Consider the following 14347-nt stretch of genomic DNA (forward strand, 5'->3'; position numbering starts at 1 on the left):
TAACGTGCCCCACTCGAGAATCATTACCGCTCGCGCGGGGTAACCAAATTAGGGTCGGTTACCAGACCTCTCGACTCATCGCAATGTTTACCATACCACGGCTTAACAACTTAATCAAGAACGGGCTAACCTTTTTGTTCCTGACTGCGGTTTTCGATCAGGGCGCTGAGCTGTTGAGTAACCCATTCGCTTAGCTTACCAGTGTCTTGTTCGCTTACGTCATCGGCGTCGGCCAGGTAATCAATTCGTAAGTTCGACTTATTGAGATCTTCTCCTTCCGCAACCATGTACACCTTAACCGGGTAAGGTTGCTCCCGTTCCAACATCTTAGGATCTAACCGCTCGGCCTCAGCCATTGGTACATTGATCAGATTCATCTCCAAACGGACACTGACCGAGTCACCAATTGGTACCTTGACCTCCCAGTTATACTGACACAAGTGGCCGGTGGCAATCTGTTCGGCCATGGAGGTTAGACCAGCCTTCAAGGTAGCTACTTGTTGCAGGGTCGCAGCATCAACTTGGCCGCTTGTTACCTGTACCCGTTCACTAGTTAGTTCCCCCAAGTATTGTTCATAGGTCATTTCCATTGCTCGTTACTTCCCTTCTAAACGCGAATACGTGTAGTCCATCCGTTGGTGGATCCCTTGAATTAACCCGGCTAAGGCGATCACCACCCCAACAGTAGCAATTAGTTGAATAACCAGCCCACTGATCGTCATCCGGTTATGAACTTGTAGGAGGCCACCGAGGCTGATGATCCCCATGTACAAGTTAACCAGGATCGTCACGTAACTGGATAGCCGGACCCGCAGGGCAACAAAGATTACTACCAAGACTGTTAAGACGACTAAAAAGCCCACCCGGCCCAAGACAGCTAGCGAGGTTAACGACCGCCCCACCTGGTAAAACATACAAAATTCGATAATCACCGCGGCCACCATTGCTAAGATTGTGTAGGCAATGATTTTATTCGCGTTCGTTGTTTTTTTCATGTTGACCCCCTTTTGATAATCTCCCTCTATTCTAACTGATCAGTTTGTAAAGCTCAATTTCCCTTCCCCTTCTAAAAAGGTATAATCAAACCAAAAGCATAAATGGAGGAATCACTATGACAAACGGAACTTACCAATGCATCCTGGCCCCAGTTGATGGTTCCCGAGCCACCCCAGTAGTAATCGAAAAGGCGATCGCGGTTGCTAAGAAGCACCAGGCCCACTTAGACATCTTAAACGTCGCTCAGGTTAACCAACTGACCGATAACTATGCAATTGCCAGCTCGCTGAGTGCTAGTCAGACCTTTGATCTGGTTAAGACAACCCAGGAACGGCTTAACGACTTGAAAAAGCACGCCGAAGAGAGCGGTGTCGAATCAGTCGCCATCCACATCCGCTTCGGCAATCCCAAGCAAGTGATTGCCCACGATTTTGTTGCCAACCACCACAACGATTTGATCGTGATTGGGACCACTGGGCTGTCAATGGTTGAACGCCTAATTGTCGGATCGGTTACCGACTATGTAGTCCGCAACGCAACGTGCGACGTACAGGTTGTTCGCGTCTAGCCTTCAGTCAACTAAGTAGGTGAGCTCTTAGCCTGAGTAAGGTTTTGATAGTAAAGCAAAGGATTTTGGGGTTATTAACTAAGATTAAGCAACTAAGGGGCTGTGACAGTTTTTTTGTCACAGCCCCTTTTGAATTATTAATTAGATTTCTGTCACATTTTCGAAGATTAGTTGCCGTTGGTAATGTTGGCCTTGGCTTCCATTTGCATGATCTTACGTTCCTTGAAGACGAGGTAAATCAAGAGCAGGAAGGCTGCCGCCGCGGCAACGTAGATAGTCGTGGCCGAAGCATGCCAACCAAAACGGTCAACTAGTTGTCCGATCAAAGCCGTGGCAGCCGTTTCACCGAAGACGTACTGGAAAAAGCCCATAAATCCTGTCGATAACCCGACAGCATAGTTCGGTACTGCTTCGTTGACCATTAGCCCAACTAAAGATAGCGGAGCATAGATCAGACTCCCCATGATGAAGAGGACCACGGTAATTACAGCTTGGTTAGTGCTGGTAAAGTAGGTTACTAAACAGACAATCAGGCCAATCACACAGACGAAACAAACTAAGGAACGACGGCCCTTCAAGAAGTCAGACACCAACCCGAGGATAATCACCCCTGGTACGGCCGACAGTTCAAAAATTCCGACTAACCACTTGGCCCAGTCAGTAGAGAAGCCTTTGGTCGGTAGGTAACTTGGGATCCAACTCATAACCCCATAACGAACGATATAGATCGACATCGAAGTTAAAGTAACAGCCCAAACAACTTTATTGGTTAAGATATCTTGGATAAGAATTTGGGTAAAGGACTTGTGGGAAAGTTCTTGAAAAGTCGCCTCCCCCTTTTCATCCAGTTCCACGTAACCGGAATATTCAGCCATGTTTGGCAAGCCAACCGCTTCTGGCCGTTCGGAATTAATAAGCAACATCAAAGTTGCGATAATGGCTGAGATTACGGATGCAGTTAGGAAGACCGCCGTTAATGAGCCAGAGAACAGTAGGGTAGCCATTTGAATACAGGCAACACAGGCGAAGGCCCCAGCGTTGTGCGCAGAAGACCAGATTGAGAACATCGTCCCCCGGTTTTTCTTAGCAAACCATAGGGAGATTTCCCGTTGACAGGCCGGCGCCCCCATTGCTTGGGTTACAGCCACCAAGAGCATCAAAAATAGGATAACGTAGAAGTTTTTGGTAAAGCCTAGAAGGGCGTTAAAGATACAGGACAAGTATAAACCGAACGCCAAGAAGCGCTTAGTGTTGGACTTATCGGCTAGTCCGCCCATGAATAGCTTAGCAATCCCATAACCAATCCCGAAGGTCGATAGGATTAGCCCAATTTGCCCAATTGAGAAGCCGTACGCTTCCATAATTGGCTTTTGCTCGGTAGTGAAAATTAAACGAATAATGTAGTAAGCAAGGTAGGTAATACAGGTGGCAACCAAAACCCCCACTTGTCGTCTTCGGTATGTCTCGGTTACCTTTTCCTTGGGAACTAGGTTTTTAGCATCCGGTGACGGCTTTAGAAAATTAAACACAATATCACTCCCTTATCCCGCAAAATGGTACTTTGGGTAAACCATTTCTTAGGTCACTAGTTGAACCAGTTTAACGTCCCTCCTTAACCTTAAATTTATCTATGTATTTCCCGGGAAATGATCCCGGGACCATAAATATAGCGGTTAAATAAGTTACCCTAATAAATTGGTCTACCTTTGGTAGCGCTTTCGTTAACCGCATTATATCCAACTAATCAAGTGACTACAACCCCATTTATCAATTAACTAGTTTTCTAATCGTGACAAATTATGTTCTCATTCAACCAATTGGACTAGCTAATAATCTATTTCGGTGTGAAGGCAAGGATCACCATAACTTACTTTTCAACGCTCTTTCTGCAACTAATTCAATTTGAGGTCCTCTAGGTCGTGGCGAAGGTCCACCAAGCCAATCTGCCCCGGAGCTGAAGTCTTACCAACCGCAGCGAAGGTTAACGCTGAACCGAAGACCTGGCCACTAACCCGACTGACCTTCCCCAAGTCCCCCATCGACATGGTGATGATCGGCAGGTTCAACTTGGTATTTGCTTCAATTGTGGTGGCAAGAACCGTTAAGACATCGATGGATGATTGCGGCATTGAAGCAATCTTCGCCACGTCAGCACCAAGGCTGGCCATTGCTGTCAGTCGCTTGACCTGCTCTTCTTTGCTTGGTGTCTTAGCAAAGTCGTGATTACTCATAACCACCTTAACCCCGTTTTGATGGGCGGTTTCCACCACGGCTTGTACCGCTGCTTGATCATGACCTAACTCCACATCGACTAGGTCACCCATTTTCTGTTTAGCGACCGTCTTTAAAAGGGCGAAGTATTTATCATCAACCAAAGCTAATTCGCCCCCCTCGCCCTCCGTTCGGAAGGTAACCAGCAGAGCAATATCACCAATGACTTGACGAATGACCCGGGCAGTTTGGGCTAGCTTATCTTCGTCCAGGACGTCTTGGTAAAAGTCAATGCGCCATTCAATCACGTCCGGGGCTAAGGCGGCCACTTTTTTAGCCTGGGCAATCAACTCATCCGCCGAGGCATCAACTAAAGGAACCGCTACTTTAGGCAGACCACTGCCAAGGGTTACATTACGAACGGTTACTGTCTTCATCATTAATCCTCATCCTTAAAAAGTAGGTCCCGAATGTAGTCAACTGGCATGTCTTCGCCGGTCCAAAGCTTAAAGGCTTCGGCTCCCTGTTCCAGCATCATCCCCAGCCCATTAAAGACATGCTCAACACCTGCACTCTTAGCAATCTTCATCAACTTGGTTTCTCGTGGGGAGTAAACCGTGTCAAAGACAATCATATCCTTATGGAACCAGGTTGGATCGTTGACCAAGGACAGGTCGGCCAATTCACCCATCCCAACTGAAGTGGCATCACAGTAGATATCACAGTTAGCTAAGCTTTCCCGAAATTCGTCTTGGTCTGCCAGGCGGTGAAGGGTGGCCTTACAACTAGTTTCGCTATTAATAATATCGACGTTCTTTTTGGCTTGTTCCCATTGGGGGTCGGTATCACGGTTAAAGATATCGATCTCCGCAACCCCATCCAACGCGGCCTGAATGGCGATTGGCGTACCAGCGCCACCGCCACCGGTGATTGTCATCTTCTTGCCGATAATGTTCAAGTTCTCATCTTCTAAGGCCTTCATGAAGCCAGTTCCGTCGGTGGTATAGCCCGTTAAAACCCCGTTATCATTAACAACTGTATTAACGGCACCAGTTAGCCTAGAAGCCGGGGAAAGCTTGTCCAAGTATGGCAGGATCTTTTGCTTGTTCGGCATCGAAATATTTGAACCCCGCATATCCAGCGTCCGAATTGCGTCAACTGCCTTTTCCAGCTTATCATTATCGATTTCAAAAGCTAAGTAAGCGTAGTTCAAGCCCAACTTAGCAAAGGCGTTATTGTGCATCGTTGGTGACATTGAGTGCCGAATTGGATAAGCCATTAATCCAATTAGCAAGGTGTGTCCGTCAATTCTTTCCATGATTGATTCCTCCTGAAGATTGTAAAAACTAGACTTTAGCGGCACTGGTCCCAGCCACGTAACCGGACGCAAAACTCCACGAATTCATCATACTTGGCATCGAATCCCGGCCGTTGGCCCCCCCAACAATTTCACCAGCCCCGTAAAGATGGGTTACCGGCTGATTATCTTTGTTTAGTAGGTGCATATTATCGTCGGCCATGTAGCCTCCAAGCGAAGTGGCAAACCGGTCACGTTGTTCAACCAAGTAGTAGGTGTCGCCCTCAAACTGATGCATATATTCAGCAGCACGTCCAAACTCAGGGTCCTCCCCCTGTGCAGCAAACGATTCGTAATCCGTAACCGTCTTGGCTAAGTTCTGCGCGTCCACCCCGGCTTTTTGAGCAACTTCTTGCAGGCTCCCCTTAACTAAAATCGGCCGCTTCTTTCCATCATTAGCCAAGTAGTCAGCAATTTCTTGTTCGGAGAAGTCGTGCAAAATTAACAGCTTGTAGACCTCGTCCCAAGTTCGTTGATCCATTAACAGGTAAGCCACCCGTCCTGGTTGCTTGAGAACCTGATTCCGCAGCTTGGTGTAAACATCAGATTCGTTGACAATCCGCTGACCAGCTTGGTTAACGTAGATCGCCCCCATGTCAGTGGCTAACTTGGAAGCGTAAGTAGTTAACTTAGCAATACCGGGTTCAACTTCCAGCCCATGCGGGTAAACCTTATACCAGTTAAGGTCATGTGTCTTCAAGTGAAGATCCTTAGCAAAGGTATAGGAGTCCCCCGTCGACGTTAGCGGTCCATAATAATCTATTCCTGTATTCCATCCTTCGTTATAGGCCTTGGCACCATAACCGCCAGAAGCCAAGACCACGCTCTTTGCGTAGATCTTAGTTTCGGTATTCTTACCACCACACCAGAGTCCCACTAAGGAGCCATCATCATTTTGCAGTATTCCCTCAACCCGGCAGTCAGTTAAAATCGTTCCGCCCTTTTTAACAAAGGCGTCGGCAACCTTAGTGATGAATTCATAACTACTTGAGGATGGCAACTCAATTTGGCGATTAACAGAGTGCTCTGGTGTTTGAGTTTGGGCCTTTTGGTAATCTAGATCAGCAAAGTCAGCAATAAAATCAATTGCGGCGCCGACGTTATTCGCCAACAGCCGTGACAATGCCGGGTAGTTGGTCTGCTCGCTTTCCCGGGCAATGTCATCGACCAATCGTTCAGGGCTATCTTGGTCCGCAACGGCCCCAAAAATCCGCTTAGCAGTTTTCGAACCCGTTGCTACCACGTTAGAACCGTTTAAAATGGTTGCCCCACCAAGGTAGCCATTCTTTTCGACAAGAATAACCTTTTTCCCAAGGCTTAATGCTCGACAAGCCGCCATCAGCCCAGCTCCCCCCGAGCCAACTACTAAGACATCGGTAGTCAGGGTCTGTTCCTGTTTACTTTGGGGAGCAGGAGCCGGGAAGTTATAACCCTGCTCCTCCAACACTTTATCGGCAGAATCAAGGATCGACTGGGTCATTTGGCTGGCTCCGGCAATGGCATCGATCTTAAAGGATTGTTCTTGCAAGACGTTGTTCTTTAGCTTACCAAATACTTGCTTAAAAATAGCGGGCGTCTCGGTGTGTTTATCTACCGAAAGATCGCTAATTGTTTGGCCCTCAACTTCAACGGTTAAATCAATTTCGCCGTTATGTCCAAAGGCCTTAACGGGATACTTACTCATTCCAAAATCCTCCTGATTACGAAATGCTACCTTCTGTTGCACGGTCATTGTAAACCACCTTTCCCCAGGAAAACTAATTGAGGAATTCGATACCTATAATCAAAAAAATCTATGAAAGAACCCTTAAAAAGGTTCCCTCATAGACATAACTAAACAAATCTTTGTTTTTTGACATAATCAATGAACTTTTGGGCGGCCGGGCTTTGATAGTGCTCCTTTAGTACCGCCATGTAGACAAAACGATGCCACTGTGGGTAGGCAATCGGAATTTTAACTAAATCTAAGCGATCCATGTTGTCCATCTGCGGAACAATCCCAATCCCAAAGCCAGCCGCAACTAACCCCGCTACTTCAATATCTTCCGACACCGAGTACGAAGACATCGGCGACCGGCCACACAGCGCGTATAGGTTATTAAGCTCACTGGATAGGCCAGTGTTAGAAGCATAAGTAATATGGGGGTATGCAAAGGTATCTTGAAGGTTAACAGACTTTAGCTTAGCAAGCGGGTGATCCTTTGGGGTAATTAAGTACAGTTTCTGTTCTAAAACAGGATAGTAGTCGATATCAGTTTGGGTATCGACTTTTGAACAAAAGCAAATATCATACTGTTCATTACGAAGTCCTTCAATGATAGCTTGGGAAAAACCAGGCGTCGGAGCGAACTCAAAGTGGATTGAATCGTCCTGGGTAGCATCCAAAAAGTCCCGTAATAAGTGCGGTAAAAAGTAGCTTCCCAAAATCCGTAGGGAAGAGATTCGAACACGAAACCCCTCCTGTTCAATTTGGTGGATCCGTTCAACGGCGCGATTAATCACTTCAACGGCCTTATCGCTTTCCTGAACAAAAATCCGCCCATTGGTGGTCAACTTAACGTTCCGCCCTGTCTTTTCAAACAAGGTGATCCCTAGTTGGCTCTCAAGAGTTTTAATCGCGTAGGAGAGGGTTGGCTGAGTGATGTTTAACATCTTAGCAGCCTTAGTATAGTTCTCCGTTTGTGCAAGAATGCTCAAATAGTGGAGTTGGTCAAGATTCATAGAAAAAATGCCCTCCTTTACGGTACAAAACCAGTTAACCTATAGAAATTTTAAAATTTAACACTCAATAAATCAATTAGACCTTAGCTAAGAAAGCGTTTTATATTAGGACATATAGAACCATTGATAACTAAATCACAAATGCTTGGAGGTACCTAACATTGAGTAAAACATATCCAATTACCGTTAGTTCATGGACTTTAGGTGACCAATGCTCATTTGCAGACCGGTGTCGTGCCGCTGTGCAGGCCGGCTACGACGGAATTGGTCTGCGGGCCGAAACCTACGTGGATGCCTTAAATGAGGGTTTAACTGACCAGGATATCTTAAATCTCTTGGCCGAAAATAACCTTCGCTGTACCGAAGTCGAGTACATCGTTCAATGGTGTGAAGAACCCCGCTCCTATGAAGAAAAGTATAAGGAACAGGTTTGCTTTCACATGTGTGATCTCTTCGGGGTGGAACACATTAACACTGGGCTGATGGAGAACTATTCTGTTGACTACATGGCTAAAAAACTCCAAGAACTTGCCAAACGGGCCGGTAAGTACACCATCGCCTTAGAACCAATGCCTTACAGTGGAATGAACGACCTAAAGAAGACCTGGGCAATCGTTCAAAAGGCTGACTGCGACAATGTCAAAATGTTACTTGATACTTGGCACTGGTACCGGGCCGGTCAACCTTACGACCTCTTAACCAAGGAACAGGCTAAAAAGGTCGTTTCAATCCAACTAGATGATGCTTACGAACGCCCTTACGCCGAGACAGTCTTGCGAGACGAGTCAATGCACGACCGTTTAGCACCTGGTGTCGGCTCTGCTGGTACCGAAGCCTTCATTAAAATGATCAAAGATGCTGGCGTTGATCCAAAGGTAATCGGGGTCGAAGTTATTTCTGACCAATACATGGCTAAGGGAATCGACTGGGTTGCTAAGTACACTTACGACAATACAATTCGTGCCCTGCAAAACGCCTGGCCGGAAATCTTAACGGATTAGATAGGAGGAATGCAATATGACAAAATGGCTAAACTTACAGGATAAAGTTGTCGTTGTCACAGGAGCCGTTGGTGGTATGGGAACCAAGTTTACCGAGGACTTTGCTGCCCAAGGATCTAAGGTGGTCTTAATGGACCTGTTAGAAGACAAGTTAAATACCCGGGCCAAGGAGTTAGCTGATCGTTACGGGATTGAAACTCTGGCAATTGTTGCCAACGCAACTAAAGAAGATGAAGTCAATGCCGCCGTGGCCAAGGTGGTTGCTACTTTTGGCCGGGTTGACATTCTGGTTAACACCGCCTCAATTCTGCGCTTCTCACCACTAGAAGATTTATCAGTTGATGAATGGCAAACCGCCGTGGACATTAACTTGAACGGCTACTTCATCACCTCCCAAGCCTTTGGTAAGCAAATGATTAAGCAAAAGTCAGGGACCATGGTCCACATCTCTACAGTTGCCGGGATCTTCCCGGAAACTTATTCTGGTGCCTACTCTACCACTAAGGCCGGTGTTTTAATGATGTCTAAACAAATGGCTGCTGAATGGGGACAGTTTGGGATCCGTAGCAACTGTGTTCTTCCATGTCTGGTGGAAACTCCAATGTCACACGCCTTTTACACGGATCCCGAGGTCCAAAAAGGGCGCTCCCGCCTCGTTGCCAGCAAGCGAATTGGTAAGTTAGAGGATATTTCTAACGCTGTCTTGTACCTCGCTAGCGACCGCTCTGACTACACAAACGGAGCCGAACTCCGAGTTGATGGTGGTTTAAGTATTATGATGCAGGATATGATTCCAAAACCGGGTGGTCGTCGTCAGTACGCGATTGACCACCACCAGAAGTAAAACGTAACAAAAAAGCGGCCAGTTAATTTGAAGGTCGCTTTTTTTCAACAAGAGGTATCAAAAATGAAAAAGCAAAGCTACGCCGGTGTCGCCATCGCCGTTTACATTAACTACGCAATCGTGGGAATGGCCACGATCTTCATCTCCCAGTACAGTACCTACTTTCAAAAAGCATGGCATACCAACGTCAAAGGCATTTCCCTGGTATTAGCCGCCGTAGGATTAGGGCGACTATTCACCATCTTCTTAGCCGGCTCCGTTTCCGATAGGATTGGGCGACGTAAAACCATGTTAATCTCCATGATTTCTGACGTTATCTTCTTATTAGGAGCGGCCCTCGCTCATAACATGATCGTTGCTGCCATTGCCGCTATCTTCTTCGGTTTCACCAACTCGTTTGGGGATACCTCCAGTTACCCGGCACTTACTGACGCCTTTCCAACCAGGGCAGCCACAATGAACTCCTTAGTTAAGGCCTTCATGTCCTTAGCCCAGTTTCTCTTCCCATTTTGGGTCTCAACCGTCAGCAATGCTTTCGTTACAGCCGTTTGCCTATCTATTTTCTTAGTCCTTGATATGCTCTATATCTGTAAAATTCAATTTGCTTCCCAGGATAAGGAAGAACAACTCGAAAAAATCAAAAACGACGAACACATTGAAGAACCATCTAGTAAGGTTAAGCCATCCATGGCCATTGACGGTGCCCTTCTTATTGCAATGGGGTTCACAATCTGTTTCACCTTCTATGTTTTCTCTCAATACCTTCCAAACTTTGGAACAAGCGTGTTAGGGGTATCTCCCAACCAGGCCAAAACTTTAGTTTCCTTTTACGCCATGGCTTCTATGATTTCCGTCTTCGTCACGGCCTTCCTAGTTACCAGGATCAAGCACCTGGTCTTGATTAGTATCTATGGTACAGTTTCAGCCTTGGCTCTGTTTATGATGATTTTAACACCATCCCTAACAACCGCCCGAATCGGAAGCATTGTCATTGGCTTCTTTGCAGCTGGCGGGATTTGGCAAGTCGGCTTAGCTATTTTGACTAGCTACTTCCCCACTGGGAATGGAAAGTTAACCTCCTATTATTCCTTCATGGCCTCCGTTACTTACTTTGTTGGCCCACTAGTCTCCAGCTTCGTAATTAGTGACACCGCAGCCAGTGTCCTGACGGTTTTCTGGATCACGGCAATTATTGCTGCCGCAACGATCGTAATTGCTGTATGGCTCTTAGTACGTAATACGCGTTACCATTTCGAATAAAAATAGCATAATAACTATCCCCGCTTTAGTTTTACCATCCGTATAAAAAGCACCCCAGGATTATTAGACAGAAATCTAATAATCCTGGGGTGCTTAATAATCGCCAGCAAGGATGTTGGTGCAAAAAGAGAGTTGCTTAGCAGATTAGTTTAACTTGCTCTTAACGAATTTTTGGACTTCCTCAACGGTTGCGCAGTTAGCAATAATTTCATCAACGTAACCCGCCCATTCCTTAGTATCAAGCTTCTTCATCATGCTCCGGGTGCGGAGGATGGAGGTTGCGGACATGGAGTATTCATCAAGCCCCATCCCCATCAGGAGTGGCAATGCCATTTCGTCACCGGCCATTTCACCACACATAGCAGCCTTAGCACCATGTTCGTGGGCAGAGGTAATGACGTGCTTAATCAGGGATAAGAAGGCCGGGTTCAGCGGTTGGTAAAGGTAGGAAACTGCTTCATTCCCACGATCAGCAGCAAAGCTGTATTGAATAAGGTCATTAGTCCCAATGGAGAAGAAATCAACTTCCTCGGCTAATTGACCGGCATTCAAAGCAGCCAGTGGGATTTCAATCATCATCCCAATCTTAACGTCATCGCCCAGGCCGGGGTGCTCCTTTTGAACTTCCGCCTTGGCTTCTTCAAAGATCGCCTTAGCTTGACGCAGTTCAGCAACCGTTGCGATCATTGGGAACATGATCGATACTGGACCGAACTCAGAAGCCCGTACCAGAGCCCGCAATTGGGTCTTGAAGAGTTCTGGCCGGTCCAGGCAAATCCGGATCGCCCGGTAACCAAGGAACGGGTTTTCTTCTTCTGGAAGTGGCATGTATTCCAATGGCTTGTCACCACCGATGTCCATGGTACGAACGACAACCGGCTTCCCATTCATACCAATCACAGCCTTCTTGTAGGCTTCAAACTGTTCGTCTTCACTTGGCATGTGGTCATTATCCATGTAGAGGAATTCACTCCGGAAAAGACCAACCCCATCAGCACCTTGCTTAACGGCGTCTTCCGTATCATCCGGCGTCCCAATGTTGGCGGCAATTTCAAATTCCTTACCATCCTTGGAAACGGATGGTGCATCAACCAGCTTAGCCCATTCAGCACGTTCTGCTTCAAAGGCGTCGGCCTTGGCTTCATATTCCTTAACTTGTTCGTCAGTTGGATCAACAATGGTGTCCCCGTTTAGCCCGTCGACGATCATCATTTGACCGTGTTCAACGGAGGTCGTGATGTTATTTGAACCAACAATAGCCGGAATCCGCAGGGTCCGGGACATGATTGCCGCGTGGCTGGTCCGACCACCAAGATCGGTCACAATCCCCTTCACAAACTTAGCATCCATTTGAGAAGTATCGGATGGTGTAATTTCGTGGGCCACGATAACAACCGGACTGCTAATTCCAGCAATGTTTGGTAGGCGCTTGCCCAACAAGTGACTCATTGCCCGCTTAGCAACGTCCTTAACGTCAGCTGCCCGTTCTTGCATATAAGCGTTATCGGTCATCGCTGCCAGCATGTCAGCAAAGGTCGTCGTTACCTTATCAACAGCTTCTTCAGCCCCAACGTGATTGTTTTCAATGTCATCCTTGATTTGTCCCAGCATTTCAGGATCAGAAAGGATCGCAATGTGCGCATCAAAGACCCCTAGTTCTTCTTCACCAAGCCGGTCCTTTGCATTTTCCTTAATCTGCGTTAATTCTTCGATCGAGTCTTGGAAAGCCTTTTCTACCCGAGCATATTCAGCCGCCGTGTCCTCGACTTTTTTCTTGTCGTAGGACAGATCTGGGTCAACTAATAAGTAGGCTGGGGCAATCCCAATCCCATCACTAGCTGCAATTCCCTTCACATCTTTTGACATATTATTGGTTCCTCCTAAAGTTTTAGTGTCAACCGTTTAACACTAATCAATACATCCCATTATAAACCGTTATCATTTTGAATGCTACCATATATTAAGCGGTTGCACGTAACCGGTTTATATGAAGTAACAAAAATAGGATGATTCCCTTTGAGAATCATCCTATCTTATAGTGGCTGAAAGATGACTACGCCTTAGCTGCTTCCTTCTTGCCAATCTTGTGTTCTGAAATAAAGAACCACAGAATCAAAGCAAAGCCGATTGCTGGAACAATGAAGGAGAATTGCATAGAACCAGTTAGGTCAGATACACGTCCCATGATAACTGGTAGGAAGGCCCCACCAACTAAGGACATAACCATCAGGGCCCCACCGGTTTCGGTGTGTTGCTTTTCCTTGATTTGGTCTAAACCATGAGCATAAACCGTTGGATAAACCGGGCCAAAGAAGAAGCTAGTTGCAACAGCCCCCCAGATTGCAATTGGGGAATGAATTGAGCAAGTAAGAAGTAAGACAATTGTTCCCAATACACAGTACCAAATCATTGTTTTAGTAATGGAGTAACGGTTCATAAACCAGTTGGCAAACAGCTTACCAACAAACCATACTATATAACTGATAATCATATAGTTAGTTGCGGCATGGTCAGAAATCCCTGGGATAATCCGAAGGGCCAAACGAATGGTGAATGACCATACACAGGTCTGGATCCCAACGTAAATAAATTGAGCCCCAACTGCCTTCATAAAGCGACGGTTGTGTAATAAGTAGCTAAGTGATTCCATCATACTTGGCTGATTAGCAGACTTAGCATCCGCCTTGGCCTTGGCATATGGCATCTTTGTGATGGCAACTAGTACTAACAGAACTAACAGGACAAATAGAATGTACTTGTATGGACGCAACGTTAAGGCAAGAACTTCTTTGTTCAAAGCCAGCTTTTGGGCTGCGTTTAACCCAGCAGATTCATGCTGTAAGTTACTATGACCACTGAAGATAAGGTACTTACCAAGGATAATTCCCATTGCATCTCCGAAAGGAATCAACGTCTGGGAAATGTTAATCCGCCGGTTAGCAAACTCACGAGGCCCCATCATCGTTGAGTAAGTATCACAAGAGGTTTCCAAGAAACTCAGACCAATGGCGATAACGAAGATCGCAGCTAAGAACATCCCATAAGTAGCCATATGAGAGGCCGGAAAGAACAGTGCACAACCAATGATAAAGAAGGTCAAACCAGTCATGATTGCAGTTTTGTACGTGTTCTTACGAATAATGTAGGATGCCGGTAAAGCAATCAGGAAGTAACCCCCGTAAAAGGCTGATTGAACGAAGGCAGTTGCCGTGTCACTTAAGGTAAATACCGTCTTAAATTGCGTGATTAAAATATCGTTAAGTGACGCTGCCATCCCCCACATTGGGAAGATTAAGGAAACTAAAATATATTGCCAAACCGGTGTCTTACTAAGGTAACCGTCATCGTATTGAACCCATGACTGCTTTCTTATTTTATCCATGTATCTT

General features: G+C 46.3%; 13 protein-coding genes. 4 read left to right on the top strand and 9 right to left on the bottom strand.

Annotation, left to right across the window (positions count from 1 at the left end; translation table 11 throughout):
- Positions 1-125 precede the first annotated feature (125 nt).
- Positions 126-590: a hypothetical protein gene (locus tag AOQ57_RS00610; RefSeq protein WP_093624186.1), complete on the bottom strand. Its 465-nt coding sequence runs from the start codon at positions 588-590 to the stop codon at positions 126-128.
- A 6-nt stretch (positions 591-596) separates the two neighbouring features.
- Complete coding sequence (locus AOQ57_RS00615; protein WP_093624188.1) at positions 597-995, bottom strand: hypothetical protein; 399 nt, start codon at positions 993-995, stop codon at positions 597-599.
- 116 nt (positions 996-1111) lie between these two features.
- On the opposite strand from AOQ57_RS00615, the gene AOQ57_RS00620 reads away from it, so the two are divergent.
- The gene (locus tag AOQ57_RS00620) at positions 1112-1564 is read left to right on the top strand and encodes a universal stress protein (RefSeq protein ID WP_167336619.1); all 453 of its coding nucleotides are present in this window, start codon (positions 1112-1114) and stop codon (positions 1562-1564) included.
- 167 nt (positions 1565-1731) lie between these two features.
- On the opposite strand, the gene AOQ57_RS00625 is transcribed toward AOQ57_RS00620, so the two are convergent.
- From AOQ57_RS00625 to AOQ57_RS00645, 5 genes are all read right to left on the bottom strand, one after another.
- Positions 1732-3093 (bottom strand): MFS transporter, encoded by a 1362-nt coding sequence (locus tag AOQ57_RS00625; RefSeq protein WP_093624192.1) that lies wholly within the window; start codon positions 3091-3093, stop codon positions 1732-1734.
- A gap of 363 nt (positions 3094-3456) precedes the next feature.
- Positions 3457-4215 (bottom strand): type I 3-dehydroquinate dehydratase, encoded by a 759-nt coding sequence (aroD, locus tag AOQ57_RS00630; protein WP_093624194.1) that lies wholly within the window; start codon positions 4213-4215, stop codon positions 3457-3459.
- Positions 4215-5093 (bottom strand): shikimate dehydrogenase, encoded by an 879-nt coding sequence (locus tag AOQ57_RS00635; RefSeq protein ID WP_093624196.1) that lies wholly within the window; start codon positions 5091-5093, stop codon positions 4215-4217. The genes aroD and AOQ57_RS00635 overlap by 1 nt, the downstream gene beginning before the upstream one ends.
- A 28-nt stretch (positions 5094-5121) precedes the next feature.
- On the bottom strand, positions 5122-6816 hold the full coding sequence (locus tag AOQ57_RS00640; protein ID WP_093624198.1) for an FAD-dependent oxidoreductase: 1695 nt from the start codon (positions 6814-6816) through the stop codon (positions 5122-5124).
- Positions 6817-6965: 149 nt separating this feature from the next.
- Entirely contained in the window at positions 6966-7853 is an 888-nt protein-coding gene (locus tag AOQ57_RS00645; RefSeq protein WP_093624200.1) for a LysR family transcriptional regulator, read from the bottom strand.
- A 161-nt stretch (positions 7854-8014) separates the two neighbouring features.
- Here AOQ57_RS00645 and AOQ57_RS00650 point away from each other — a divergent pair, with 161 nt between their 5' ends.
- The 3 genes from AOQ57_RS00650 (at position 8015) to AOQ57_RS00660 (ending at position 10958) form a co-directional block, all read left to right on the top strand.
- Positions 8015-8854: a sugar phosphate isomerase/epimerase family protein gene (locus tag AOQ57_RS00650; protein WP_093624202.1), complete on the top strand. Its 840-nt coding sequence runs from the start codon at positions 8015-8017 to the stop codon at positions 8852-8854.
- 16 nt (positions 8855-8870) lie between these two features.
- Positions 8871-9698, top strand: coding sequence for an SDR family NAD(P)-dependent oxidoreductase (locus AOQ57_RS00655; RefSeq protein WP_093624204.1), 828 nt, complete (start codon positions 8871-8873; stop codon positions 9696-9698).
- Between the two features lie 63 nt (positions 9699-9761).
- The gene (locus AOQ57_RS00660; protein ID WP_093624206.1) at positions 9762-10958 is read left to right on the top strand and encodes an MFS transporter; all 1197 of its coding nucleotides are present in this window, start codon (positions 9762-9764) and stop codon (positions 10956-10958) included.
- A gap of 144 nt (positions 10959-11102) precedes the next feature.
- Here AOQ57_RS00660 and ptsP read toward each other — a convergent pair whose 3' ends face one another.
- The gene (ptsP, locus tag AOQ57_RS00665) at positions 11103-12824 is read right to left on the bottom strand and encodes a phosphoenolpyruvate--protein phosphotransferase (protein WP_093624208.1); all 1722 of its coding nucleotides are present in this window, start codon (positions 12822-12824) and stop codon (positions 11103-11105) included.
- A 187-nt stretch (positions 12825-13011) separates the two neighbouring features.
- Entirely contained in the window at positions 13012-14340 is a 1329-nt protein-coding gene (gene fucP, locus AOQ57_RS00670) for an L-fucose:H+ symporter permease (protein ID WP_093624210.1), read from the bottom strand.
- Positions 14341-14347: the final 7 nt, after the last annotated feature.

Source organism: Limosilactobacillus gorillae (genome assembly GCF_001293735.1).
GTDB classification, from domain to species: Bacteria; Bacillota; Bacilli; order Lactobacillales; family Lactobacillaceae; genus Limosilactobacillus; species Limosilactobacillus gorillae.

Bases quoted from the DNA above. Each gene is read 5' to 3' on its own strand.
- AOQ57_RS00610 (WP_093624186.1), bottom strand. From the start codon at position 590: ATGGAAATGACCTATGAACAATACTTGGGGGAACTAACTAGTGAACGG.
- AOQ57_RS00615 (WP_093624188.1), bottom strand. From the start codon at position 995: ATGAAAAAAACAACGAACGCGAATAAAATCATTGCCTACACAATCTTA.
- AOQ57_RS00620 (WP_167336619.1), top strand. From the start codon at position 1,112: ATGACAAACGGAACTTACCAATGCATCCTGGCCCCAGTTGATGGTTCC.
- aroD (WP_093624194.1), bottom strand. From the start codon at position 4,215: ATGATGAAGACAGTAACCGTTCGTAATGTAACCCTTGGCAGTGGTCTG.
- AOQ57_RS00635 (WP_093624196.1), bottom strand. From the start codon at position 5,093: ATGGAAAGAATTGACGGACACACCTTGCTAATTGGATTAATGGCTTAT.
- AOQ57_RS00640 (WP_093624198.1), bottom strand. From the start codon at position 6,816: ATGAGTAAGTATCCCGTTAAGGCCTTTGGACATAACGGCGAAATTGAT.
- AOQ57_RS00645 (WP_093624200.1), bottom strand. From the start codon at position 7,853: ATGAATCTTGACCAACTCCACTATTTGAGCATTCTTGCACAAACGGAG.
- AOQ57_RS00655 (WP_093624204.1), top strand. From the start codon at position 8,871: ATGACAAAATGGCTAAACTTACAGGATAAAGTTGTCGTTGTCACAGGA.
- AOQ57_RS00660 (WP_093624206.1), top strand. From the start codon at position 9,762: ATGAAAAAGCAAAGCTACGCCGGTGTCGCCATCGCCGTTTACATTAAC.
- ptsP (WP_093624208.1), bottom strand. From the start codon at position 12,824: ATGTCAAAAGATGTGAAGGGAATTGCAGCTAGTGATGGGATTGGGATT.
- fucP (WP_093624210.1), bottom strand. From the start codon at position 14,340: ATGGATAAAATAAGAAAGCAGTCATGGGTTCAATACGATGACGGTTAC.